A 24,755-nucleotide genomic window follows, 5' to 3' on the forward strand; every position below is an offset into this window, starting at 1 on the left:
CACGCTAGCAATGTGCCGCGCCTTCGTCACGCGAGGGCAGGCAAACGGGAGCCGAGATGGACGTCTATAGCGAAGAACCGATCGAACGATCCCCGCACGCGCGGCGCAATGCCGTGATCGTGGTGATCGTCCTGGTGCTGGTGGCGCTGCTCGCTTGGGGCCTGACGCGCGGAGGTGGCGAGACGCAGGGTCAAGGCCAGGGTGCAGCCGGCGGCGGCCGGCGCGGTGGTGCGGGCGGCGGCAATCGCGGCGCGGCGACGGTCGGCATCGCCAAGGTAGCGGCGCTCGATATGCCCGAGACCGTCTCGGCGATCGGTACGGTGACGCCGGTGGTGACGGCCACCGTCCATTCGCAGGTCAGCGGCAATATCTTTGCGATCAACTTCACCGAAGGGCAGATGGTCAGAAAGGGCCAGCAGCTCGCGCTGATCGATCCGCGCCCCTACAAGCTCGCGCTGGCGCAGGCGGAGGCCAATCTCGCTCGCGATCAGGCGCAGCTCAATCTCGCGCGGGTCACGCTTGGCCGCTACCAGACGTTGCTCAAGCAGGATTCGATCGCGCGGCAGGACGTCGATACCCAGGCCGCGACCGCCAAGCAGCTCGAAGGCACGATCGGCTCGGACAAAGCCGCGGTCGGCACCGCCAGGCTCAACCTGCAATATACCTCGATCCCCGCGCCGGTTTCGGGGCGCGTCGGCCTGCGTCAAGTGGATATCGGCAATTACGTCACGCCGGGCGACGCCACCGGCATCGTCATCATCACCCAGACCACGCCGATCGACGTGGTCTATTCGCTGCCCCAGTCCGATCTACAGCGCCTGCTCGCCAAGCGCGCGGCGGGCGATCCCCTCTCCACCACCGCCAAGGATCAGGCGGGAACCGCGACGCTGGCGCAGGGCAATTTCCTGACCTTCGACAATCAGATCGACGCCACCACGGGGACGGTGAAGGCCAAATCGCGCTTCCCCAATCCGGACAGCAAGCTGTTCCCCAATCAGTTCGTCAACGTCGTGCTGCTCGCCGATACGCTAAAGAATGCCGCGACGGTGCCGGTGACGGCGGTGCGCCACGGCGTGCAGGGCGATTTCGTTTTCGTGGTCCAGCCCGATCATACCGTGAAGCTGCAGACCGTTAAGACCGGGCCCGGCAACGGCACCGTGGTGGCGATCCTCTCCGGCCTTGCGCTGGGCCAGACGGTGGTGACCGAAGGCGCGGACAATCTCGATGACGGCTCCAAGGTCGTGCTGCCCGGCGATTGCCCGCCGCAGTTCGGCGGCAAGAAGACCGGCTTCTTCGCGGGCCTGTTCGGCGGCGGCGAGAAGAAGGGTGGCCAGCGCGGTGGCCAGACCTGTCAGAAGACCGGCGGCGATGCGACGGCGCCGGCTGGCGCGGATGGAAGCGGTCAGCACAAGCATAGGCGCCAGCAACAGGGTGGCCAGGGGCAGTGACTCCTGTCGTACCCCGTACCCCGGCGCAGGCCGGGGTCCAGAGCCGCAGGGACCGCCGCTTCAGGCCCTGGGCCCCGGCCTGCGCCGGGGCACATCGACGGATGTCCGCATGAACGTTCCGCCCGGCCAACTCGAAGACAGCGATGTCACCTCGATCGCGCCCGATCGGGTCAATCCGTCGCGGCCGTTCATCCTGCGGCCGGTGGCGACGACCCTGTTCATGCTCGCGATCCTGCTCGCCGGCATCGTCGCCTATAAATTCCTGCCGCTGTCGGCGCTGCCCGAGGTCGATTACCCGACCATCCAGGTCACCACCTCCTATCCCGGCGCCTCGCCCGATGTGATGGGCTTGACCGTCACCGCGCCGCTCGAGCGCCAGTTCGGTGAGATGGCGGGCCTGAGCCGCATGTCATCGACGTCGAGCGCGGGCGCATCGGTGATCACGCTGCAGTTCAACCTCGATCTCAGCCTCGATGTCGCGGAGCAGGAGGTGCAGGCGGCGATCAACGCGGCGAACACCCTGCTGCCCGCCGATCTGCCCGCGCCGCCGATCTACGCCAAGGTCAATCCTGCCGATGCGCCGATCCTCAGTCTCGGCGTCACCAGCGATACCCGGTCGCTCGCCGAAGTGCAGAATATGGTCGACCAGCGCGTCGCCAACAAGATTTCGCAATTGCCCGGCGTCGGCCTCGTCTCGCTGTCTGGCGGGCAGCGGCCGGCGGTGCGGATCCAGGCCAACGTTCAGGCGCTCGCGGCGCACGGTCTTTCGCTCGATACGCTGCGCAACGCGATCGCCGCCGCCAACGTCAACGGCGCCAAGGGCAGCTTCGACGGGCCGACGCGCAGCTGGACGATCGATTCCAACGATCAGCTCTCCACCGCCGAAGAATATAAGGGCCTGATCCTTGCCTATCGCAACGGCGCGCCGGTGCGGGTCAGCGATGTCGCCAACGTGATCGACGGATCGGAAAATACCAGGATCGGCGCGTGGATGAACCGTCAGCCTGCGATCGTCGTCGATGTTCAGCGTCAGCCGGGCGCCAACGTCATCGGCACGGTCGATGCGATCAAGGAATCGCTGCCCGATCTCACCGCCGCTTTACCCGCCGATGTCCACGTTACCCTGCTCACCGATCGCACCACCGGCATCCGCACTTCGGTGAGCGATGTGCAGTGGGAGCTCGTGTTTGCAGTCGTGCTGGTGACGCTCGCCATCTTCCTGTTTCTGGGCTCTTGGCAGGCGACCGCCATCGCCTCGATCGCCGTGCCGCTCTCGATTATCGGCACCTTCGCGGCGATGCTGGAGCTCGGGTTCAGCCTCAACAATCTCACGCTGATGGCCTTGACGATCGCCGCGGGTTTCGTCGTCGACGATGCGATCGTCGTCACCGAGAATATCGCCCGCCACCTCGAAAATGGCGCGCGCCCGCTCGCGGCGGCGCTGAAGGGCGCGCAGGAGATCGGCTTCACGATCATCAGCCTGACGGTCAGCTTGGTCGCGGTGCTGATCCCGTTGCTGTTCATGGGCGATGTCGTCGGCCGGCTGTTCCGCGAATTCGCGATCACGCTGGCGGTGACGATCCTGATTTCGGCGGTGATTGCGCTGACGCTGGTGCCCATGCTCTCGGCGCGCTGGCTCAAGGCCGAGCATGAGATGTGGAAGCCGCGCTTCGTCGAAAAGACGATGGGCGCGTTCGACAATCTCGCGCATCGTTATTCGCGCGCTCTCGATTGGGTGCTGGCGCGGCAGGCGATGGCGCTGCTGGTGTTCGCGGGATCGCTGGTGGCGACGGCCTTCCTGTTCGTCGCCATCCCCAAGGGCCTGTTTCCCGAGCAGGATACCGGTCAGCTGCAGGCGGTGGTCGCCACCGCGCAGGGCGTCTCGTTCGGGCGCATGTCCGATCTGCAGGCCAAGGTCGCCGATGCGGTGCTCAAGGATCCCGATGTGGAGAGCCTGTCCTCGAATGTCGGCGTCGATGGCAGCAATGCCGCGCTCAATCAGGGGCGGATGCTGATCAACCTCAAGGACAAACGCACCACCTCGCAAGCCAGGCTGATCGAGCGGCTGCAGGAGCGCGCTCGGGAGGTCGCGGGCGTCACGCTCTATGTCCGCCCGGTGCAGGATCTGACGATCGATGCCGAAGGCGGCCCGACCCAATATCGCTTCGCCTTGCAGGGCGCCGATCAGAACGAGATCCAGGGCTGGGCGACCAAGCTCGTCGCCGAACTCAAGGGCCTGAAACAGGTCATCAATATCACGTCGGACATGCAGAACGAGGGCCGCGCGGTGACCGTCAAAGTCAATCGCGATACCGCCTCGCGGCTGGGGATCAGCCTGGCGACGATCGACAGTGCGCTTTACAACGCCTTCGGCCAGCGCATCATCTCGACGATCTTCACCCAGACCACCCAGTATCGCGTGATCCTGGAAAGCCAGCCTGGGATGCTGACCGATCCGCAGGCGCTGTCCTCGCTCTACGTCCCCACGTCGGGCGGCAATTCGGTGCCGCTGTCGACGGTCGCGAGCTTCGTCGAAGGCTCCGCGCCGCTGGAGGTGACGCGCGTCGCGCAATTCCCGGCGGTGACGATCGGTTTCGATCTCGCCAAGGGGCAGAGCCTCGGCCATGCGGTCGATGCGATCACCGCCGCAGAGAAGCGCGTCGGCATACCCGCCTCGATCACCACCACCTTCCTTGGCGCGGCCAACGCCTTCCGTGCCTCGTTGCAGAACGAGGTGTGGCTGATCCTCGCGGCGATCGTCGTCGTCTACATCGTGCTCGGCGTGCTCTATGAGAGCTTCATCCACCCGATCACCATCCTTTCGACCCTGCCCTCGGCGGGCGTCGGCGCGCTCCTGTTCCTGTGGATCACAGGCAATGATCTCGGCGTGATCGGCATCATCGGCATCGTGCTGCTGATCGGCATCGTGAAGAAGAACGCGATCATGATGATCGATTTCGCGCTGGATGCCGAACGCACTGAGGGCAAGGATCCCGATTCGGCGATCCGCCAGGCGGCGCACCTGCGCTTCCGCCCGATCATGATGACGACCTTTGCGGCGTTGTTCGCGGCGCTGCCTTTGATTTTCGGCGCGGGCATGGGCTCGGAGCTGCGCCGTCCGCTCGGCATCGCCATCGCCGGCGGGCTGATCGTCAGCCAGGCGCTGACTTTGTTCACCACACCGGTGATCTTCCTCCAGTTCGAGGCGCTTGCGACGCGCTTCGGCTGGCGGAAGCAGGAAGAGCCCGAGCTACCGCTGGAGGCGGGGGCGTGACAGGTGTGCAACTCAGCCCCCTCTCCCGCGAGCGGGAGAGGGCTGGGGTGAGGGGGCGAGCGATAGCGAGCCTCGTGGCTCACTGCGTTCGCGCCCTCACCCTCCCACAAATCTCGCTGTGCTCGATTTGCGGGCCCCTCCCTCTCCCGCTTGCGGGAGAGGGAATGTGAATCTCTCCGCGCCCTTTATCCGTCGGCCGATCGGTACGCTGCTGCTGACCATCGGCATGATGCTGGCGGGCTTCGCGGCGTTTTTCGCGATGCCGGTATCGCCGCTGCCGCAGGTCGATTTCCCGACGATCATGGTACAATCGACACTCGCCGGCGCCAGTCCGACGACGATGGCAACCAGCGTTGCCAGCCCTCTCGAAAAGCATCTCGGCACGATCGCGGGGGTCTCCGAAATGACCTCGCAATCGGGGATCGGATCGACGCGGATCATCCTGCAGTTCGATCTCAGCCGGAACATCGATGGCGCCGCGCGGGACGTGCAGGCGGCGATCAATGCCGCGCGCGCCGATCTGCCGACCACGCTGCGGCAGAACCCCAGCTATCGCAAGATGAACCCGTCCGATGCGCCGATCATGATCATCGCGCTGACATCGGACACGCGATCCCCGGCGGATATCTACAACTCGGTCTCCAATGTGGTGCAGCAGAAATTGCTGCAGGTGCAGGGCGTCGGCGATGTCGAGCTCGGCGGCGCGGCGCTGCCCGCGGTGCGCATCGATCTCAATCCGCTGGCGCTGGCGCGCTACGGCATTCCGCTCGAGGACGTCCGCACCTCGCTCTCCTCGGCCAGCGCCAATCGGCCGCGCGGCGTGATCGAGGGCAAGGCGCTGAGCTGGCAGATCTACGGCGATACGCCGGGGCTGCGCGCCTCCGACTATGCGCCGATCGTTGTTGCCTGGCGCAACGGCATCGCCGTGCGCCTGCAGGATGTCGCCCATGTCTACGACGGGCCCGAGGACGTCCGCACGATGGGCCTGTTCAACGGCAAGCGTGCCGTGAACGTCGTCATCAGCCGCCAGCCCGGCGCCAACATCATCGAGACCGTCGATTCGGTGAAGGCGCAATTGCCCGGGCTGCGCGCCGCCATCCCGCACGACATCAAGCTCGAAATGGCCACCGATCGCACCACTACGATCCGGGCCTCGCTCAAGGAGGTGGAAATCACCTTGGTGATCGCCACGCTGCTGGTGGTGGCGGTGGTTTCGATCTTCCTGCGCTCGCTGCGCGCGACGGTGGTGCCGTTCGTCGCGGTCGTCGCCTCGATCCTCGGCACGCTCGGCGTGATCTATCTTTTGGGGTTCAGCCTCAACAATCTCTCGCTGATGGCGCTGACCGTGGCGACGGGATTCGTGGTCGACGATGCGATCGTCGTGCTCGAAAATATCAGCCGCCATGTCGAAGAGGGAATGCCGCGCATGAAAGCGGCGCTGGTGGGCGCGAAGCAGGTCGGGTTCACCGTGCTCTCGATCTCGATCAGCCTGGTCGCGGTGTTCATCCCCTTGCTGTTCATGGGCGGCCTGATCGGGCGCCTGTTCCGCGAATTCGCGATCACGATGACGGTGGCGGTGCTGATCAGCCTCGTGATATCGCTGACCACGACGCCGATGCTGGCCGCGCTCTTGCTGCGCGAGCCCGATCCCGAGCGGAAGCAGAACCGCTTCGCCGAATTTTCGGAACGGCAGTTCGATCGCCTCCAGCGCCGCTATGCCAAGAGCCTCGATTGGTCGCTCGCCAATCGCGGCGCGACCTTGCTGCTGCTGTTGGGTGCGGTGGTGCTGAACATCTTCCTGCTGGTCGAAATCCCGAAGGGCTTCTTTCCCGAGCAGGATACCGGATCGATGATGGGCGGCCTGCGCGCCGATCAGAGCATTTCCTTCCAGGATATGCAGACCAAGCTCACGAACATCGTCCATATCATCAACAAGGATCCCGCGGTGGAGAGCGCGGTGGCCTTCACGGGCGGCAGCCGCGCGGGCGGCGGCTTCATGTTCGTGCAGCTCAAGCCCAAATCGCAGCGCTCGCCCGTGCGCGACGTCATCACGCGGCTCAGGCCCAAGCTTGCCAAGATCACCGGCGTCTCGACCTTCCTGATGCCGGTGCAGGATATGCGCGCGGGCGGTCGGCAGGGGAACGCCGCCTATCAATATACGCTGAAGGCCGACGATTCCGATCAGCTCAAGAAGGCCTCGGATGCGCTCGCCCAGGCGATGAAGAAGGACCGCACCTTCACCGATGTCGACAGCGACGTCTCGGACGGCGGCGCGGAGGCCTATGTGCTGGTCAACCGCGATGCGGCGACGCGGCTCGGCGTCACGCCGGCATCGATCGACAATACGCTGTACGACGGTTTCGGCCAGCGCCAGGTCGCGACCATCTATTCGGGCCTCAACCAATATCATGTGGTGATGGGCGTGGCGCCCGAGTTCACCACCAGCCCGGAGGCACTGGCCCAGGTCTACGTCCCTGCCACCGCCAATGCCAACGGCACCGCGGGCACCGGCACCAACACCGCGGCCAATGCCCCCAACGGCCTCACCACCGCGACCGCGACGACCAGCGGAGGATCCGCATCGGCGAGCGCCACCTCCTCGCTCGGCACCACGCAGGGCGTCTCCGGATCGAGCCCGGTTTCCACCACCGGCCAGCGCGACACAACCACCGGATCGGCGGTGAACACCGTCGCCCAGACGATGATGCCGCTATCGACGATCGCCAGCTGGTCGCTGCAATCCACCGCGGCGCAGGTGAACCATCAGGATGGCGCGCCCGCGGCGACGATCGCGTTCAACACCGGCACCGGCAAATCGCTTTCCGATGCCTCGCTGCGGATCACGCAATTGATGCAGCAGCTTCACCTGCCCGCCACCGTCCACGGCAGCTTCGCGGGAACCGCCAAGGTCTTCCAGCAATCGACCTCTTCGATGCCGATCCTGATCCTGTCGGCGCTGCTGGTGATCTATATCGTGCTCGGCATCCTGTACGAAAGCGCGATCCATCCGCTGACGGTGCTGTCCACCTTGCCCTCGGCAGGCGTGGGCGCGGCGCTGGCGCTGATGATCACGGGCAGCGAGTTCGATCTGATCGGGCTGATCGGCATCATCCTGCTGATCGGCATCGTGAAGAAGAATGCGATCATGATCATCGATTTCGCGCTGGATGCCGAACGCACGCGCGGCCTGTTGCCCGTGCAGGCGATCCGCGAGGCTTCGCTGCTGCGCTTCCGCCCGATCCTGATGACCACGCTGGCCGCCGCGCTCGGCGCGCTGCCGCTGGCGATCGGCTTCGGCGAGGGCGCGGAGCTGCGTCGCCCGCTCGGCATCGCGATCATGGGCGGGCTGATCGCCAGCCAGTTCCTCACTCTGCTGACGACGCCGGTCGTCTATCTCGCGCTCGATCGCTTCCGCCGCCGCAGCCCCCGCGAACGGATGCTCGGCCGCGCCAACGCCCAAGGCCTGCCCGCATGAAGAAGAGTTTTACCGCCTTGCTGACGATCGCATTGCTGCTTTCCGGCTGCAGCTTCGCGCCGCATTACGCCGTCCCCAGCACCCCGCCCGCCGATCATTTCAAGGAGGCCCCCGGCTGGACGGTCGGCACGCCCGCCGACGATGTCGCCAAGGGCGCCTGGTGGAAGCTGTTCAACGATCCGGTGCTCGATACCCTCGAAGCGCGCGTCGCGGTTTCCAACCAGAATGTCGCCGCCTCCTATGCCGCCTATAAGCAGGCGCAGGCGACGGTGCGCGAACTGCGCGCCTCGCTGTTTCCGACCGTCGATCTCAACGGCAGCGCGACGCGCGCGGGATCGTTCGGCAACGGATCGACGACGATCATCGGCGGCACGACCGGCACCACCGGCACGGGCACGACCAGTGGCACCGGCACCACCTCGACGGGAACGGGCACCTCCACTACGGTCACCTCGGGTTCCTCGGGCAGCCGTCGCTACCAGCTTTCGCTGGGCGCGAGCTGGGAGCCCGATCTGTGGGGCAAGATCAGCTCGGGCGTGCGCCAGCAGAAGGCGCTGGCCGAAGCCAGCCTCGGCGATCTCAACAACGCCACGCTCTCCGCGCAGGGCGAAGTGGCGAGCGATTATGTCCAGCTGCGCGGGCTCGATCGCCAGAAGCAGATCCTCGACGATACGGTCGCGGCATACGATCGCGCCTTCACGATCACCAACAATCGCTACAATGCCGGCATCGCCGCGCGGATCGACGTGCTGCAGGCCCAGACCCAGCTCTCCAGCGCGCGCGCCAACGCCGCCGATCTCGTTCGCCAGCGCCAGATTTTCGAACATGCCATCGCGGTGCTGGTCGGTGAGAACCCCGCCAATTTCTCGATCCAGCCGGCGGTGTGGGCGCCGGTCGTGCCGGTTGTCCCCGGTGTTCTGCCGTCGACGGTGTTGCAACGCCGCCCCGATATCGCCGCCGCCGAACGGCGCGTCGCGGCCGCCAACCAGGCGATCGGCGTGGAGAAAGCCGCCTTCTTCCCGGCGCTCACCCTCTCGGGCCAAGTGGGAGGCCAAAGCAGCAGTATCGGTTCGCTGTTCAGCGCGGCGAGCAGCTTCTGGTCGCTGGGCGCGCAGGTCGCCGAGACGCTCCTCGATTTCGGGGCACGCTCGGCGCGGGTGAAAGAGGCGCGCTACGCTTATGATCAGCAGGTCGCCAATTATCGCCAGACGGTGCTGACCGCCTTGCAGGCGGTGGAGGATGAACTTGCGGCTTCGCAAATCCTCAGCTTCGTCACGCAGCAACGATCGCAGGCGGCGAGCGTGGCGACGCGGGTCGAGGATATCGCGCTCAACCAATATAAGGCGGGGCAGATCGCCTATACCGACGTGATCACCCAGCAGACCACCGCGCTTACCGCGCGCCAGAACGAGGCGACCGCGATCGTCAACCAGCAGACTGCAGCGATCACTTTGATCCAGGCGATCGGCGGCAGCTGGCCGCAGCCGGGCACACCGCCTGCGCCATGACACGGCGCGCCTTGCTCTGGGCAGGGGCCGCGCTGTGCGCCGGGCTGTTCCTGGCCGATGCGGTCGCGATCCACGAACATTGGCTGCGCGCGCTCGATGAGCATATGCTGAAGGCATGGCGCCGCTCCGACGCCCGCCACGCGCTGATCGGTCCGCCCTGGGCGCTGAAGGCGGTCGTCGGGATCACCACGATGGGCGCGGGCGTAACGCGCGCGCCGCTGACGATCGCCGCCGTGCTGGTGCTGGCCCTGCGCGGACGGGGGCAGCAGGCGGCTTTGCTCGGCGGCACGGTGGCGGCGGGTGCCGTGGCGCTGCCGCTGCTCAAGCTCTGCTTCGATCGTCCCCGGCCCGATTTCCTCTGGCATCTGGTGACGGAGAACAGCTGGAGCTTTCCCAGCGGTCACGCGATGGGATCGATGATCCTTTATCCGCTGCTCGGCGGCATCGCCGGGGCGACGCGCGGGCATGGCCGGGCGGTGGCGCTTGCGGGGCTGGGCGTGGCACTGTCGCTGGCGGTCGGCGCGACGCGGGTGATGCTGGGCGTGCACTGGGTGAGCGACGTGATCGGCGGCTGGCTGATCGGCGCGGCCTTCCTCTGCGCCGCGCTGGCGATCGCCACGCCTAAGGATCGAAGGCGCAGCTGAGCTTCAGGGTGCGCGGCTGCGCGGTGTAGGTCACGTCGGCGCACCGCCGGAGACGGTCATTCGCGATCGTCACCCAGCTTTGCGCGGGCTGCGGCGCCTCGCGCCTGGCGACGACGATGTCGCCGGGTTGCAATGGATCGGCGGGCAGCGGATTGCTGCCCCGGAAATCGGCGATGCGCACCGCGATGCGGCGGATGTGGAAGCCTGCGATCAGCGGCGCGCGATCGAACAAAATCGGGCGGCTGGGCCTCGATATGCCGAGGAACACGGGCATCGGCTCAGTATTGCCGTCGAAGCGGCCGTCATAGCGTTGCAGCAGAAAGGAGGCGGCTGCGGCGGTCGCCTCCGAATCGAAGCGCACGAAGGAAAAGCGCAGCCGGATCGGCAACGGCAGCGCCGTATCGCTGCCGACAAGCCCCAGCCCCAAGTCCAGCCGGAGCGGGAGGGTCAGCGTAGCAGTGGGCGGCGGTGCGTCGGCCCTGTGCCAGCGAATCGCGGCATAAGGTAGCAAGTCCGGGCCGATCAGTCCGTCCGCACGCTCCGATACCGGACGATCGTGAGTTGCCACCGTCACCGGCAGGCTCCGGCCCTCCGTTTCGAGCACGGTCTGCGCCGTCCGTCCCGCCAGTGTGATCCGGCCGATCTCGAGATCGCGTCCCTTTTGCCAGCGCAATCCGAGCCTATCCGCGGCGGCGGGATCGAGCTCGATGGCATCGGCCTGGGTCGGATCGACCAACAGCCGTAGCGGCCGCCCGGCGATCGTTACCGCCACAACCGGGTCCAACGCATCCAGGCTCAGTGTGTCGGGTGGGGTAGGAAGCCTTGGCGGCCTTGGTCCGTCCGCTGCGCAACTCGTAAGAAACGATATCAGCCCAAGCACGCTGGCTGTCCGCACCGCTTTGCGGCTAAGGAAACGGTTCGATTCGGGCGATCGGGACACCATCTTGGACGACACCTTCATTACGGGCCTGCCCAAGGCGGAACTGCACCTTCATATCGAAGGCAGCCTTGAGCCCGAACAGATGTTCGCCTTCGCCCGGCGCAACCGCGTCAGCATACCATTCGATTCGGTAGAAGCGATCCGCAGCGCCTACAGTTTCTCCAATCTCCAGGACTTTCTGGATATCTATTATGCCGGTGCGGACGTGCTGCGCACCGAACAGGATTTTCACGATCTCGCGCTGGCCTACTTTCGCCGCGTGAAGGCGGATGGCGTCGTCCATGCCGAAATCTTCTTCGATCCGCAGACGCACACCGCGCGCGGCATTCCATTCCAGGTGGTGGCGGACGGGCTCGCCGCAGGCCTGGCGGCCGCCGAGGCGCAGCTGGGCATCACCTCCCGCCTGATCCTCTGCTTCCTGCGCCATCTGGAAGAAGAGGATGCCTTTGTGACGCTGGCGGCGGCAGAGCCGTGGCTCGATCAGATCGCTGCCGTGGGCCTCGATAGTTCGGAGGTCGGCCATCCACCGTCCAAATTCTCGCGCGTGTTCGCCGCCGCGGCCTCGTCGGGTCTGAAGCGCGTTGCTCACGCGGGCGAGGAGGGGCCGCCCGAATATGTCCGCGAGGCGCTGGACGTGCTGGGCGTCGATCGGATCGATCATGGCAATCGCGCGCTGGAGGACCCCTCGCTGGTCGCGCGACTGGTGCGGGAGGCAAAGACGCTCACGGTCTGCCCGCTGTCCAATCATAAGCTGTGCGTGGTCGATGACCTTGCTGCGCACCCGATCGCCGCAATGCTCAAGCTGGGCCTGCGCGCGACGGTCAATTCGGACGATCCGGCCTATTTCGGGGGCTATGTCGCCGATAATTTCCGCGCAGTGGCGCCCTTGCTGACGCGCGCGGACATGGTCCAGTTGGCGCGTAACAGCTTCCTTGGCTCCTTCCTTTCGGATGTCGCGGTCAATGCGCATCTCGCCACGCTCGACGCTTATGTCGCGGAACAGGGCGCATGAGCCAGCCGACGCTGGTCACCGTCCCTCACGATCAGTTCGTCGCCGATGTGCAGGTGGTCGCCGCGGCGATCGAGGCGAGCGGCTGGCGCCCCGATCATATCGTGGGCATCGGGCGCGGCGGGCTGGTGCCAGGCGCCTATCTCTCGCACCGCACCGGGATATCGCTGCTGTCGGTGGATCATAGCTCGGGCCTGCCGGGCTTCGCCGACGATCTGCTCGCCAACATCGCTCAGCAGACGCGGGCGGGCACGCACATCCTGCTGATCGACGACATCAACGACAGCGGCATGACGATCAACGCGCTGCGGGCCAAGATCCTCGCGGCGGGCGGGGAGGAGGGCAATCTGCGCGTGGCGGTGCTGATCGATAACAGCCGATCGCCGGCCCGCGTCGATTATCGCGCCCGCACGATCGATCGCGCCGAGGACAAGAGCTGGTTCGTCTTCCCCTGGGAAGCGATGGCGCCGACCGCGACCCTGATTGACGAAGCGGGCGAGGTGCCCGAGCGGTTGGGGCTTTCGCAGGCGTAACAATTGGGTCCGGCCCATCTGCATCAGCGTTCTACACCCACAAATCTTCGGAAGGATGGGATCATGAACAAGCTGATGGGCGCCGCGGCGATCGGCGCATTGCTCTCCACAGCCGCGCTGGCGCAGACCGCCGGCGGCGGGGCTACTGGCGCCGCTGCGGGCGCTACGGGCACCACCGCCGGCGCGACACCGACCACGGGCCAGTCACCGATTTCGGGGAATTCCGGGATGAGCAGCACTGCGGGCTCGTCCGCTTCGTCGGGCACCATGGGCACCGGATCGGTGACCACGCGCACCGGCAGCACGGGCACCAGCGTCGGCGCGACGGGGTCGGTCGCAGGCTCCAGCAGCGCCGGTGGCGGCACCAGCGCGATGACGCTTTCCTCGCCTGGTTCGACTGGCGGCAGCACCGGCACCAGCGCGGGCGCCGTGACCACGTCCGGCACCGGCGCGATGAGCAGCGGTTCGGCGGACAGCACTGCGCGTTCGGGCACGACGGGCGTCACCACGACAGGCGCCGGCAGCACGCGGACGGGCGCCAATAGCTATGGCGGATCCAACGGCTCGACCAGCAGTTCGGGGACAACGCCGCACTGATGAAGCCCTCCCCGGCGCAAGCCGGGGGCGGTATGGCCGGAGCCCGCCGATCAGGTGTTAGGCGGCTTCAACCTCATGCGCCGCCTCGGCGCGACGGCGGCGCGCAGTGCGCAAGATATAACCGGTGGCGCCGAAGCCCGCGAGCATCATGAGCCACATCGAAGGCTCGGGGACCGGTGTGACGCCGCCGCCGTCGTCGACCGGCGTCGTGACGTTGCCGGTCGTATCGCCGCCATTGACTTCGCTGTTCGACGTCTGCTGGTTCGAGGCAAGCAGATCGCCGGTGTTCTTGTTGAGCGGGGAGGCGCCGCCGGTGGTCGCATCCTGGCCCGTCGATTGCGCGGTCTGGGTGGCCGGCGCGGAGCTGGAACCGCCAGAGGAGTCCGAGCCGCCGCTGCTGCCGCCCGGTTTGCCTTCGCCGCCTGTTTTGCCGCCGTTCTCGTTCAGCTCGGTCACCGTGAGCGTGCTCGCCGGGCCGGAATATTGCGCGAGATCGCTGACGGGCGCATCAGGATCGGCACTGGGCGACGAGAAATCGCCGACCGAATCCTCCATCAGCCGCCGGCGCAGATCGCGTGAATCGGCGGTTACGTCGAACGGTTCCAGCGGAGTGATCATCTGCACGTTGGTGAAGCCGGGCAACAGGTGCGAAGGCGTGAACATCGCCGCAAAGGCCTTGGCCGTTTCGGACATGCTGTGAATGCCCAGGGGCACGAACAGACCACGCTCATTGGTCACGACCGTGCCGCCAGCCACGCAGCTTGCCACGAGACCGATATTCATCAGCAGATGCCTACGCATCTCGCTTCGCAGCAATGAGGCGGCTACCGCCATGGCCTGCTCCCTAAACGCACACGCCCGAGATTCCGTTATGGCTCGGACCTTCTCCTTATAGCACAGAAATTGCCTACGAAGAAGATAACGTATCCCGTAACGATTGTTTACGCGATAGGATGCACCGCGCGGGGCCGGAACTAAGGAATACGACGGTCGTTCGCTTTAACTCGGCGTCCGCCGAGCGTGCCTCATCGGAGACAATATTGACCCAGATGATCACGCCCGTCATCCTTTCGGGAGGATCGGGCACAAGACTTTGGCCACTTTCGCGCACGCAGAAACCCAAGCAATTCCTGAGCCTTACCGGTGACGAGACGATGCTGCAGCAAACGTTGCGGCGCGCAATCGGCGGGCAGAGCTTCGCCGATCCGATCATCGTCGCGAGCGCCGCCCACGCCGATGAAATCGAAGCCCAGCTCGCTGCGATCGGCGTTTCCGGTGCGCGGCTCGTGCTGGAGCCCGCCGCGCGCAATACCGCCGCCGCGATCGCGCTGGCCGCCCTCGCCGCGCCCGCCGATTCGCTGCTGCTGGTGATGCCCAGCGATCATGTCATCACTGATGTGCCCGCCTTCCACCGCGCTGTCGCCGCAGCGGTGCCCTTCTGCCTCGATGGCTGGCTTACGACATTCGGCATTGCGCCTGACGGCCCCGAAACCGGCTATGGCTATATCAAGCGGGGCGTGGAAATTGGCCTCGGCGTCCAGCGCGTCGATCGCTTCGTGGAGAAGCCCGATCAGCAAACCGCCGCCGCCTATCTGGCGGATGGCGGCTATAGCTGGAACGGTGGCATCTTCCTGTTCACCTCCGCCGCCTTCCTTGCTGCGCTCGAAGCTCATGCGCCCGCTATCCTCGCCGCGGCCAAGGCCTCGATCGAGCAGGGACGGCAGGAAGGCGGCCGGCTTTACCCATCGCGCGATGCCTTCGCCGCTGCCCCGAGCGAGCCCGTCGATACCGCGGTGATGGAAAAGGCCGACAGGATCGCGGTGGTGCCGGTGGACATGGGCTGGTCCGATGTCGGCAGCTGGGACGCGCTGCACGCCATCGCACCGCAGGATAGCGCCGGCAACGCCCATCATGGCGAGGTCGTCGCGATCGATACCACGGGTTGCCTGATCCGCACGGACGGGCCACTGGTGGCGGCGGTGGGCATCAAGGATCTGATCGTGGTCGCCACCGATGATGCCGTGCTGATCCTGCCGCGCGGATCGAGCCAGGACGTCAAACGCGCGATCGAGGCGCTCAAACGTGGGGGCCACGTCAGCCTCGATCGCTTTCCCACTGCGAGTTTGATCGATGGCTGAACCCCAATCCTTTGGCGAAACCGGCATGACCGCGCTGCCGATCATGCTGGGCGGTAACGTCTTCGGCTGGACGATCGACCAGACGGAAAGCTTCCGGGTGCTCGATGCCTATGCGGCGGCCGGCGGCAGCCTGATCGATACTGCTGAGATGTATTCGCGCTGGGTGCCCGGGAATACGGGCGGCGAATCGGAAATCATCATCGGCGAATGGCTGAAGCAGAGCGGCAAGCGTGATCAGATGCTGATCGCCACCAAGGGCGGCTTCAGGGCCGATACGCCGCGGAAGATCACCGGCGCCTATCTCACCCAGGCGGTCGAGGAATCGCTCAAGCGGCTCGGCGTCGATGTCATCGATATTTATTTCGTCCATTTTGACGATGCGGGCGTGCCGCAGGACGAAACGCTGGGCGCGCTGGATGCGATGGTCCGCACGGGCAAGGTGCGCGCGATCGGCGCCTCCAATTATTCGGCCGATCGCCTCGCTTCCGCGCTTGAGATCAGCGATGCGAACGGCCTGGCGCACTTCTCGGTGATAGAACCGCTTTACAATCTTCTCGAGCGCAAGGAATTCGGCGGCGCGCTGCAGGATCTGGCGGTGCGCAATGGAGTTGCGGTCGTGCCCTATTCCGGCCTCGCCTCGGGATTCCTAACAGGCAAATATCGATCGCAGGCCGATGTCGCCAAGAGCCGGCGCGGCGCGGGCGCGATCCGGTATCTCGATACGGCTGCGGGCCGCGATACGCTCGCCGCGATGGATGCGGTTGCTGCCGAGACCGGCTTTAATCTGGCCGCGATCGCGCTCGCCTGGCTGCGCGCCCAGCCGGGGATCAGCGCGCCGATCGCCAGCGCGACCAGTGTGCCCCAAGTGGACGAGCTGATGCACGGTCTCCAGCTTACCCTATCCGCCGATCAGCTCTCACGCCTGGACGCCGCGGGCGCCTGACGGAGCCGGGTTGGACCACCCCAAACCTTTCTGTTAGCGCGGCGCTATGCCTGCCTCCGCCGCCACCACTGCCGCGCGCGAGATTCTCGTCCGTCTTCATGACGTGATGGCGGCGCGCGCCAATGCGCAGGCCAAGCTCAACCAGGTCGTGCAGATCATCGGCGAATCGCTGAACAGCGAGGTCTGCTCGATTTATCTGCTGCGCGAGGGCGAGCTGGAACTGTATGCGACGCGGGGCCTGAAGGAGGAGGCCGTCCACGTTACCAAGCTGGCGCTGGGCGAGGGTTTGACCGGCACGATCGCCGAAAAGATCGAGACGCTCAACCTCGCCGAGGCGACCAGCCACCCCGATTTCGTCCACAATCCCGAGACCGGCGAGGAATTGTATCACAGCTTCGCGGGCGTGCCGATCGTGCGCGCCGAACGCGCCGTCGGTGTGTTGACCGTCCAGCACGTCGATCCGCGCCGCTATGACGATGTTGAAATCGAAGCGTTGCAGACCGTCGCGATGGTGCTGGCCGAACTGATCGCGGGTGCGGGTTTGGTCGATGAGGCGAATGTGGCGGGATCGCAGACACGCGACAGCTCGACCGCACGGCTGACGGGCCTCAAGCTGGTCGAGGGCATGGCCGCCGGGCGGGCGGTGTTCCATCAGCCGCGCGTCGTCGTCGAACATACCGTCGCCGAGGATACCGAGGCCGAGCGCCACCGCGTCTATTCCGCGTTCGACAAGATGCGCGATCAGATCGACCGCATGATGAGCCAGGCCGATTTCGGCGCCGCGGGTGAGCATCAGGACATTCTCGCGACCTACAAGATGTTCGCCTATGACGAGGGCTGGCGGACACGGATCAACGCGGCGATCGACAGCGGCCTCACCGCCGAGGCGGCGATCGAGCGCGTCCAGCAGCGCACCCGGATGCGGATGCGCGAGATCGACGATCCCTTGCTGGCCGATCGGATGCACGATCTGGAGGACCTCTCCAACCGGTTGCTGCGCATCGTTTCGGGCCAGCTCGGCACCGCAGCGCAACTGGGCTTGCGGCAGGATACGATCCTGATCGCGCGCAATCTCGGCCCCGCCGAGCTGCTCGAATATGATCGCCGGCGGCTGAAGGGCGTTATCCTGCAGGAGGGATCGCTTACCAGCCATGTCGTGATCGTCGCGCGCGCGATGGGCGTGCCCGTGATCGGCCGCGTCCGCGATGCCCGCCGCGTGATCGCCGAGGGCGATCTCGTGCTGCTCGATGCCACGCAGGGGTCCGCGGTCGCGCGGCCTACATCGGGCATCGAGGAGGTGTTCGATACCCAGCTTTCGGTGACTCAGAAGCGCCGCGCCGAATATGCGGCGATGCGCGATCTGCCGCCGATAACGCGCGATGGGCAGCGGATCACCCTGATGGTCAACGCCGGCCTGCGCGATGATGTCGCGGCGCTGGATACTACGGGCGCGGACGGCATCGGCCTGTTCCGTACCGAATTCGAATTCCTGATTTCGGCCGAGCTGCCCAAGCGTGAGAAGCAGGCGCGGGTCTATCGTGACGTCATGGAGGCGGCGGGGCCGAAGCCCGTCACCTTCCGCACCATCGATGTCGGCGGCGACAAGGCGCTGCCTTATATGACCGGCGACAATGGGGATGAGGAAAATCCCGCGATGGGCTGGCGCGCGATCCGGCTGGCACTGGAGCGCGATGCGCTGATGAAGGCGCAGGCCTGGGCGCTGGTCGAGGCCGCGAACGGGCGGGAATTGCGCGTGATGTTCCCGATGATCTCCGAACCATGGGAGTTCGACGAGGCCAAGGCTCTTTTCGAGGAACAGCGCATCCGCGCGCTCGCACGTGGGCGTCAGGGGCCGCTGGCGATCCGTTATGGCGCGATGCTGGAGGTGCCGGCGCTGGCGGAAACGCTCGACATCTTGCTGCCCAAGCTCGATTTCCTCTCGATCGGCACCAACGATCTCACCCAATTCCTGTTTGCCGCCGATCGCGCCAATCCCAAGCTCGCCGAGCGCTATGATTGGCTGAGCCCGGCGATCCTGCGGTTCATCGCGCGCGTCACGCGCACGTCGCACGAGGGCGGCGTGCCGGTGGCGGTGTGCGGCGAAATGGGCGGGCGCGTGCTGGAGGCGATGGCGCTGCTCGGTCTGGGCATCGATCGCCTGTCGATCACCCCCGCGGCGATCGGTCCGGTCAAGGCGATGCTGCGCTCGCTCGATCTGGGGGCGCTGCGCACCGATCTGCCGCTGCTTCTTGCCCATCCGCCGCAGAACATGCGCGCCGCGCTGCTGGATTGGGCATCGTCGCACGACGTCCGCATTAGTTGAGGGTCTGTAACGATTGATGATTGGACCGGGGTTGTTTGACCGGACTAATCGGAGTTAAGCAGACCTAGGCTCAGAAGAGGCGGCCGATGGTGGAAATGGCGCCCGATCCCGAACTTGAAAGCGGCACTTCAGTCGCCGTTGAACTGCGCCAGGCGCGGGAGACGCAGGGGCTGGCGCTGTCCGATGTCGCCAATCGCACCCGCATTCCCGTGCGCCACCTCGCCGCGATCGAAAGCGGGGATTATCAAAGCCTGCCCGCGGCAACCTATTCGGCAGGCTTCGTCAAAAGCTATGCGCGGGTGCTCGGCCTGGATGGCGAGCCACTCTCGCGCCGTTTCCGCGAAGAGATCGCGGGCCGGGAGGCGGCGTCGCAACGCTACGAGCCCTATGAACCCGCCGATCCGGCGCGCACGCCGAGCCGCTGGCTGGCCTGGTCTACCTTCGTGCTGGCGATCCTGCTGGTGCTGGCGTTTCTCTATTGGCGCGGCCTGCAGACCAGCGAAAACCCCGCCGCGATCGCCACGCAATCCCAGACCGCGCCGCCGCCCGCTCCGGCCGCCGCGCCCGTGGTGCAGCAGCCGGCACCAGTCTCGTCCGCCGCCGATCCCAGCCTCGCGCCGCCCGCCGCCGCGCCCGCGCCCGGCGCCACCGCGCTGCTCACCGCCGAACAGCCCGTCTGGCTGCGGATCACCGATGGCGAGGCCAAGCTTTACGAAGGCATGATGAAGCCCGGCGAAAGCTTCACCATTCCCGCCAGCGCCGCCGATCCCCGGCTGCGCACCAGCCGCGCCACCGCGCTCAAGGTCACGGTCGGCAGCACCACCATCCCGCCGCTCGGCCCGCCCGAGACATTGATTAAGAACGTCAGCCTCGCGCCCAAGGATCTGCTCGCGGTCAAGCCCGCGCCGTAGCCCAGCCTTCGACAACGGCCGGGCGATCGCGATAAGAGCGTCGGAAAAGAGGACGCCGGATGCTGGAAACCTTCCCCAATCTCGTCACCATGTTCTTCGCGCGCGCCGAAGCGAAGGGCGATGCGCCGTTCCTGTGGCACAAGCCCGCGGCAAGCGAGGGTGACGCCAAGGCCGAATGGCAGCCGCTGAGCTGGGCCGACGCCGCCCGGCAGGTGGCGGCGCTGGCGCAGGCGATTGAGGCGATGGGCCTTTCCAAAGGCGATCGCATCGTGCTGGTATCCGAGAACCGCCCCGAATGGTGCATCGCCGATCTCGCGATCATGGCCGCGGGCTGCGTCACCGTGCCGGCCTACATCACCAATACCGAGCGCGATCACGGCCATATCCTCGACGATAGCGGCGCCTGCGCGGTGATCGTCTCCACGCCCAAGCTGGCGCGCGCCCTGCTGCCCGCGCTGGCGCGATCGGGCTGCGAGCGGCTGATCGCGATCGAGCCGCTGGAACAGGCGCGGATCGGCGCGATCAAGGTGTTCGATTGGGCGCGGCTGATCGCCGAACATCCCGCCGATGTCGCCGCCTGCGCCGCGCGCCAGACCGCCGGCCGCGAGGATCTCGCCTGCATCATCTACACCAGCGGCACCGGCGGTGCCCCGCGCGGCGTCCGCCAGCACCATGGCGCCATCCTGCGCAACGTGGCGGGCTGCATCACCATCATCGAGGAGGATTTCCCGAGGACCGAGCAGGAGATTTTCCTAAGCCTGCTGCCCTTGAGCCATGCCTATGAGCATTCGGGCGGCCAGTATCTGCCGATCGGGCTCGGCGGGCAGATCTATTATGCCGAGAGCATCGAGAAGCTCGCCGCCAATATCGAGGAGGTGCGGCCGACGATCATGGTCGTCGTCCCCCGCCTGTTCGAGTTGCTGCGCGCGCGCATCCTCAAGGCGATCGAAAAGCAGGGGGGCCTGAGCCAATGGCTGCTCGACAAAGCGCTGGCGCTCCATGCCAAGGAAGAGAAGGGGCTGGCCGATAAGCCGCTCGATCTGCTGCTCGGCGCCACGATCCGGCCCAAGATCGCCAAGCGTTTCGGGGGCCGGCTGAAGGCCTTGGTATCGGGCGGCGCGCCGCTCAATCCGCAAGTCGGCGGCTTCTTCTCCGCGCTCGGCGTCACTTTGCTACAGGGCTATGGCCAGACCGAGGCTGCGCCGGTGATCGCCTGCAACCGCCCTCGCGCCGGGATCAGGATGGACACCGTCGGGCCACCGCTGGAAGGCGTCGAGGTCCGGATCGCCGAAGATGGCGAGATCCTCGTGCGCGGCGAGAATGTGATGCACGGCTATTGGCGCAACGCGGGCGAGAGCGCGCGCGTGCTGAAAGACGGCTGGCTGCATACCGGCGATATCGGTCGTCTCGATGAGGCCGGGCGCCTGATCATCACCGATCGCAAGAAGGATATCATCGTCAACGACAAGGGCGACAATATCGCCCCTCAGAGGATCGAGGGGATGCTGACGCTGCAACCCGAGATCATGCAGGCCGCGATCTTCGGCGATCGGCGACCCTATCTTGTCGGGCTGATCGTACCCGAGGCGGGCGTCGACGATGCGTCGGTGGCGATGGCGATCGATCGCGTCAATGCGGGCCTCTCGGTTACCGAGCGCGTCCGCCGCTTCTTGACCGCCGACGAGCCTTTCACCACCGACAATGGCGAGATGACGCCTTCGCTCAAAATCAGACGGCACGTCGTGCGCGAACGCTACGGCGCGCGGCTGGACGGGCTCTACAAAAGCTGAGCCGCGCTCAGTCCTTTTCCACCTGGCTGACATCGCGCACGGCGCCGCGCGCGGCATTCGTGGTGAGCGCGGCATAGGCGCGGAGCGCGGGCGATACGGCGCGCTTGCGGCCGAACGGCTTCCACGCCTTTGTGCCGCGCGCGACCATCTCGGCATGGCGCTCGGCGAGCTTGGCGTCGTCGACTTCCAGCCGGATGATGCGGTTGGGGATATCGATCAGGATCGGATCGCCGGTTTCGACCAGCGCGATCAGCCCGCCTTCCGCTGCTTCGGGCGAGACGTGGCCGATCGACAGGCCCGAGGTGCCGCCCGAAAAGCGGCCATCAGTCAGCAGCGCGCAGGCTTTGCCGAGGCCCTTCGATTTCAGATAGCTGGTCGGATACAGCATCTCCTGCATCCCCGGCCCGCCCTTGGGCCCTTCGTAGCGGATCACCACGACATGCCCGGCCTCGACCTGATGGCCGAGGATGCCCGCCACCGCCGCATCCTGGCTTTCATAGACGATCGCGGTGCCTTCGAAGCGCAGGATGCTGTCGTCGACGCCCGCGGTCTTCACGATGCAGCCTTCGGGCGCGAGATTGCCGAACAGCACCGCGAGGCCGCCATCCTGGCTGAAGGCATTGGGCTGCGAGCGGATCACGCCGCCGGTGCGATCGAGATCGAGCGCGTCCCACCGCGCCGACTGGCTGAAGGCGACCTGCGTCGGCACGCCGCCCGGCGCGGCGCGGTAGAATTTGCGGACCTCTTCGGAATGGGTGCGCGCGATATCCCAGCGGCCCAGCGCCTCGCCCATCGTGCGCGTATGCACCGTCGGCTGTTCGGCATCGATCAGGCCGGCGCGATCGAGTTCACCGAGGATCGCCATGATCCCGCCGGCGCGGTGGACGTCCTCCATATGGACATCGGCCTTGGCGGGCGCGACCTTGCACAGGCAGGGCACGCGGCGCGACAGTCGATCGATATCGGCCATGGTGAAATCCACCTCGCCCTCCTGCGCGGCGGCAAGCAGGTGGAGCACGGTGTTGGTCGATCCGCCCATCGCGATATCGAGGCTCATCGCATTTTCGAACGCCGCCTTGTTGGCGATGGCACGCGGCAGCGCGCTGACGTCGTCCTGCTCGTAATAGCGTTTGGTGACGTCGACGATCACATGCCCCGCCTCGCGGAACAGCCGCTCGCGATCGGCATGCGTCGCCAGCACCGATCCGTTGCCGGGCAGCGACAGGCCAAGTGCCTCCGTCAGGCAGTTCATCGAATTGGCGGTGAACATGCCCGAACAGCTGCCGCAGGTGGGGCAGGCCGATCGTTCGATGACCTTCACGTCCTCATCGGTCATCGTATCGTCGGCGGCGGCGACCATCGCATCGATCAGATCGAGCGCGACCTCCTTGCCCTTGATGACGACCTTGCCCGCCTCCATCGGGCCGCCCGAAACGAACACCGCCGGAATGTTGAGCCGCATCGCCGCCATCAGCATGCCGGGCGTGATCTTGTCGCAATTGGAGATGCACACCATCGCATCGGCGCAATGCGCATTGACCATATATTCTACCGAGTCGGCGATCAGCTCGCGGCTGGGCAGCGAATAGAGCATCCCGCCGTGGCCCATGGCGATGCCGTCATCCACCGCGATGGTGTTGAATTCCTTGGCGACGCCGCCCGCCGCCTCGATCTCCCGCGCCACCAGCTGGCCGAGATCCTTCAAATGGACATGGCCGGGCACGAACTGGGTGAAGCTGTTGACCACCGCGATGATCGGCTTGCCGAAATCCTCGTCCTTCATCCCCGTCGCGCGCCACAGGCCGCGCGCGCCCGCCATATTGCGGCCGTGGGTCGTGGTGCGGGAACGATAGACGGGCATGGTGAACCTGATGTTGGGGCCGAAGGCGGCAAAAACCGCTTTACGCCTTGCGCCACGCCCGGCCCCTTCGCAACCGCTACCGCCGTTTTTCGGGGACGGCGTCGGGCTCGCCCGTTAGAAAGGGGGCATGACTCTCCCCACACGCGCGCTCGGCACACATCAGGTTTCCGCCATCAGCCTAGGATGCATGAGCCTCAGCCACGCTTATGCGCCCATCCCCAGCGCCGATCAGGGCGCCGCGCTGCTCAACAAGGCGCTGGATCTGGGCATCACCCATTTCGATACCGCCGCGCTCTACGGCTTCGGCGCCAACGAGCGGCTGCTGGCGAGTGCCATCGGCCATCGCCGCGCGGATTATGTGCTGGCGAGCAAATGCGTGCTTGGGGAAGTGAATGGCAAGCGCGGGCTCGATGGCCGGCCGGAAGCGATTGCCGCGTCGATCGATGCCTCGCTGGAGCGGCTGCAGACCGATCATATCGATCTGATGTATCTGCATCGGCTCGATCGCAACGTACCGATCGAGGAGTCGGTCGGCGCGCTGGTCCGCGCCAAGGAGGCGGGCAAGATCGGTGCGCTTGGTCTCTCCGAAATGTCGGCGGAGACCGTCCGACGCGCACATGCCGTCCATCCGATCGCCGCGCTGCAGACCGAATATTCGCCGATGGTGCGCAATCCGGAAGTGGCCGTGCTGGAGACCTGCCGCGAACTCGGCATCGCCTTCGTCGCTTTCTCGCCGGTGGCGCGCGGGCTTCTGGCAGATCGGATCCGCAGCGACGCCTATGGCGAGGGCGATCTTCGATCTCAGTTTCCGCGCTATAGCGGCGACAATCTGCGGCACAATCTCGCAATCGTCGACGCATTCAATGCGCTGGCCGCCGAGCTTGGCAGCACGCCGGCGCAGCTGTCCCTGGCCTGGGTGCTGTCGCGGGGCGCGCATGTCATCGCGATTCCGGGAACAACGAGCATCGCGCATCTCGAAGAAGATGTCGGCGCCACCGACGTCGTGCTCAATGACGCCGCCATTGCCAGAATCGATGCGCTGTTCGCGCCGGGCGCGATCCGCGGCGCGCGATACTCGGTGGCGGCGCAAGCGCAGGTCGGGACCGAGCTGCTGCCCAATGAGGAACTCGCTTCGGATTGAGCCTCAACTGGCGTGGCGCGCGGATCAAGCTGGTCGCCAGCCAAGAGCTTATTCAATACAGCCTCGATCTGTTGCTGCGACCGCACATCTATTGTTGCGATGCAACAATAGATGTGCGGCCGGTGACCTATAGAATCGATTGAACAAAATGGCCGTTATGGTAGTATCCGCATTCAAGCCGCCGCAGAGCGGCCTTGCATGGAGAAGGCCGATGGAGATC

17 protein-coding genes are annotated in these 24,755 nt (G+C 66.1%); 14 read left to right on the top strand and 3 right to left on the bottom strand.

Annotated elements, in window-relative coordinates:
- Nucleotides 1-56 precede the first annotated feature (56 nt).
- The 5 genes from FHS31_RS06425 (at nucleotide 57) to FHS31_RS06445 (ending at nucleotide 10,349) form a co-directional block, all read left to right on the top strand.
- On the top strand, nucleotides 57-1,448 hold the full coding sequence (locus FHS31_RS06425; protein ID WP_167072525.1) for an MdtA/MuxA family multidrug efflux RND transporter periplasmic adaptor subunit: 1,392 nt from the start codon (nucleotides 57-59) through the stop codon (nucleotides 1,446-1,448).
- 109 nt (nucleotides 1,449-1,557) lie between these two features.
- Complete coding sequence (locus FHS31_RS06430) at nucleotides 1,558-4,722, top strand: efflux RND transporter permease subunit (protein ID WP_167072526.1); 3,165 nt, start codon at nucleotides 1,558-1,560, stop codon at nucleotides 4,720-4,722.
- 166 nt (nucleotides 4,723-4,888) lie between these two features.
- Complete coding sequence (locus tag FHS31_RS06435) at nucleotides 4,889-8,197, top strand: efflux RND transporter permease subunit (RefSeq protein WP_167072527.1); 3,309 nt, start codon at nucleotides 4,889-4,891, stop codon at nucleotides 8,195-8,197.
- A complete protein-coding gene (locus FHS31_RS06440) occupies nucleotides 8,194-9,705 on the top strand; it encodes an efflux transporter outer membrane subunit (RefSeq protein WP_167072528.1) in 1,512 nt (503 codons plus the stop codon). Before FHS31_RS06435 ends, FHS31_RS06440 begins: the two co-directional genes overlap by 4 nt.
- Nucleotides 9,702-10,349, top strand: a complete 648-nt coding sequence (locus FHS31_RS06445) for a phosphatase PAP2 family protein (RefSeq protein WP_167072529.1) — start codon at nucleotides 9,702-9,704, stop codon at nucleotides 10,347-10,349. Before FHS31_RS06440 ends, FHS31_RS06445 begins: the two co-directional genes overlap by 4 nt.
- Here FHS31_RS06445 and FHS31_RS06450 read toward each other — a convergent pair.
- Complete coding sequence (locus tag FHS31_RS06450; RefSeq protein ID WP_167072064.1) at nucleotides 10,327-11,133, bottom strand: pepsin/retropepsin-like aspartic protease family protein; 807 nt, start codon at nucleotides 11,131-11,133, stop codon at nucleotides 10,327-10,329. The two genes, FHS31_RS06445 and FHS31_RS06450, sit on opposite strands and share 23 nt — an antisense overlap.
- Before the next feature lie 157 nt (nucleotides 11,134-11,290).
- Between FHS31_RS06450 and FHS31_RS06455 the strand changes: the two genes are divergently transcribed.
- The 3 genes from FHS31_RS06455 to FHS31_RS06465 all read left to right on the top strand — a co-directional run bounded on the left by FHS31_RS06455 (nucleotide 11,291) and on the right by FHS31_RS06465 (nucleotide 13,428).
- Nucleotides 11,291-12,301, top strand: coding sequence for an adenosine deaminase (locus FHS31_RS06455; RefSeq protein ID WP_341786303.1), 1,011 nt, complete (start codon nucleotides 11,291-11,293; stop codon nucleotides 12,299-12,301).
- Nucleotides 12,298-12,831 (top strand): phosphoribosyltransferase, encoded by a 534-nt coding sequence (locus tag FHS31_RS06460; RefSeq protein ID WP_167072531.1) that lies wholly within the window; start codon nucleotides 12,298-12,300, stop codon nucleotides 12,829-12,831. The genes FHS31_RS06455 and FHS31_RS06460 overlap by 4 nt, the downstream gene beginning before the upstream one ends.
- A gap of 63 nt (nucleotides 12,832-12,894) precedes the next feature.
- Nucleotides 12,895-13,428, top strand: coding sequence for a hypothetical protein (locus tag FHS31_RS06465; protein WP_167072532.1), 534 nt, complete (start codon nucleotides 12,895-12,897; stop codon nucleotides 13,426-13,428).
- A 57-nt stretch (nucleotides 13,429-13,485) separates the two neighbouring features.
- Here FHS31_RS06465 and FHS31_RS16255 read toward each other — a convergent pair whose 3' ends face one another.
- Nucleotides 13,486-14,262 carry a PEP-CTERM sorting domain-containing protein gene (locus FHS31_RS16255; RefSeq protein ID WP_243843300.1) on the bottom strand — a complete coding sequence of 259 codons (777 nt, stop codon included), beginning with the start codon at nucleotides 14,260-14,262 and terminating at the stop codon, nucleotides 13,486-13,488.
- Nucleotides 14,263-14,477: 215 nt separating this feature from the next.
- Here FHS31_RS16255 and FHS31_RS06475 point away from each other — a divergent pair, with 215 nt between their 5' ends.
- The 5 genes from FHS31_RS06475 (at nucleotide 14,478) to FHS31_RS06495 (ending at nucleotide 21,533) form a co-directional block, all read left to right on the top strand.
- Nucleotides 14,478-15,566 carry a mannose-1-phosphate guanylyltransferase/mannose-6-phosphate isomerase gene (locus FHS31_RS06475; RefSeq protein ID WP_208408606.1) on the top strand — a complete coding sequence of 363 codons (1,089 nt, stop codon included), beginning with the start codon at nucleotides 14,478-14,480 and terminating at the stop codon, nucleotides 15,564-15,566.
- Nucleotides 15,559-16,509: an aldo/keto reductase gene (locus FHS31_RS06480; protein ID WP_167072534.1), complete on the top strand. Its 951-nt coding sequence runs from the start codon at nucleotides 15,559-15,561 to the stop codon at nucleotides 16,507-16,509. The genes FHS31_RS06475 and FHS31_RS06480 overlap by 8 nt, the downstream gene beginning before the upstream one ends.
- Nucleotides 16,510-16,555: 46 nt before the next feature.
- The gene (ptsP, locus tag FHS31_RS06485) at nucleotides 16,556-18,832 is read left to right on the top strand and encodes a phosphoenolpyruvate--protein phosphotransferase (protein WP_167072535.1); all 2,277 of its coding nucleotides are present in this window, start codon (nucleotides 16,556-16,558) and stop codon (nucleotides 18,830-18,832) included.
- A gap of 86 nt (nucleotides 18,833-18,918) precedes the next feature.
- Nucleotides 18,919-19,743 carry a helix-turn-helix domain-containing protein gene (locus FHS31_RS06490; protein ID WP_167072536.1) on the top strand — a complete coding sequence of 275 codons (825 nt, stop codon included), beginning with the start codon at nucleotides 18,919-18,921 and terminating at the stop codon, nucleotides 19,741-19,743.
- Nucleotides 19,744-19,802: 59 nt separating this feature from the next.
- Complete coding sequence (locus tag FHS31_RS06495; protein WP_167072537.1) at nucleotides 19,803-21,533, top strand: AMP-dependent synthetase/ligase; 1,731 nt, start codon at nucleotides 19,803-19,805, stop codon at nucleotides 21,531-21,533.
- A 7-nt stretch (nucleotides 21,534-21,540) separates the two neighbouring features.
- On the opposite strand, the gene ilvD is transcribed toward FHS31_RS06495, so the two are convergent.
- A complete protein-coding gene (ilvD, locus tag FHS31_RS06500) occupies nucleotides 21,541-23,394 on the bottom strand; it encodes a dihydroxy-acid dehydratase (RefSeq protein ID WP_167072538.1) in 1,854 nt (617 codons plus the stop codon).
- A 127-nt stretch (nucleotides 23,395-23,521) separates the two neighbouring features.
- Between ilvD and FHS31_RS06505 the strand changes: the two genes are divergently transcribed.
- Nucleotides 23,522-24,535, top strand: a complete 1,014-nt coding sequence (locus FHS31_RS06505; RefSeq protein WP_167072539.1) for an aldo/keto reductase — start codon at nucleotides 23,522-23,524, stop codon at nucleotides 24,533-24,535.
- Nucleotides 24,536-24,755 lie beyond the last annotated feature (220 nt).

The organism is Sphingomonas vulcanisoli (genome assembly GCF_011761305.1).
GTDB lineage: Bacteria > Pseudomonadota > Alphaproteobacteria > Sphingomonadales > Sphingomonadaceae > Sphingomonas_I > Sphingomonas_I vulcanisoli.

Bases quoted from the DNA above. Each gene is read 5' to 3' on its own strand.
- FHS31_RS06430 (WP_167072526.1), top strand. From the start codon at position 1,558: ATGAACGTTCCGCCCGGCCAACTCGAAGACAGCGATGTCACCTCGATC.
- FHS31_RS06425 (WP_167072525.1), top strand. From the start codon at position 57: ATGGACGTCTATAGCGAAGAACCGATCGAACGATCCCCGCACGCGCGG.
- FHS31_RS06490 (WP_167072536.1), top strand. From the start codon at position 18,919: ATGGTGGAAATGGCGCCCGATCCCGAACTTGAAAGCGGCACTTCAGTC.
- FHS31_RS06460 (WP_167072531.1), top strand. From the start codon at position 12,298: ATGAGCCAGCCGACGCTGGTCACCGTCCCTCACGATCAGTTCGTCGCC.
- FHS31_RS16255 (WP_243843300.1), bottom strand. From the start codon at position 14,262: ATGGCGGTAGCCGCCTCATTGCTGCGAAGCGAGATGCGTAGGCATCTG.
- FHS31_RS06505 (WP_167072539.1), top strand. From the start codon at position 23,522: ATGACTCTCCCCACACGCGCGCTCGGCACACATCAGGTTTCCGCCATC.
- ptsP (WP_167072535.1), top strand. From the start codon at position 16,556: ATGCCTGCCTCCGCCGCCACCACTGCCGCGCGCGAGATTCTCGTCCGT.
- FHS31_RS06440 (WP_167072528.1), top strand. From the start codon at position 8,194: ATGAAGAAGAGTTTTACCGCCTTGCTGACGATCGCATTGCTGCTTTCC.
- FHS31_RS06480 (WP_167072534.1), top strand. From the start codon at position 15,559: ATGGCTGAACCCCAATCCTTTGGCGAAACCGGCATGACCGCGCTGCCG.
- ilvD (WP_167072538.1), bottom strand. From the start codon at position 23,394: ATGCCCGTCTATCGTTCCCGCACCACGACCCACGGCCGCAATATGGCG.
- FHS31_RS06475 (WP_208408606.1), top strand. From the start codon at position 14,478: ATGATCACGCCCGTCATCCTTTCGGGAGGATCGGGCACAAGACTTTGG.
- FHS31_RS06445 (WP_167072529.1), top strand. From the start codon at position 9,702: ATGACACGGCGCGCCTTGCTCTGGGCAGGGGCCGCGCTGTGCGCCGGG.
- FHS31_RS06465 (WP_167072532.1), top strand. From the start codon at position 12,895: ATGAACAAGCTGATGGGCGCCGCGGCGATCGGCGCATTGCTCTCCACA.
- FHS31_RS06495 (WP_167072537.1), top strand. From the start codon at position 19,803: ATGCTGGAAACCTTCCCCAATCTCGTCACCATGTTCTTCGCGCGCGCC.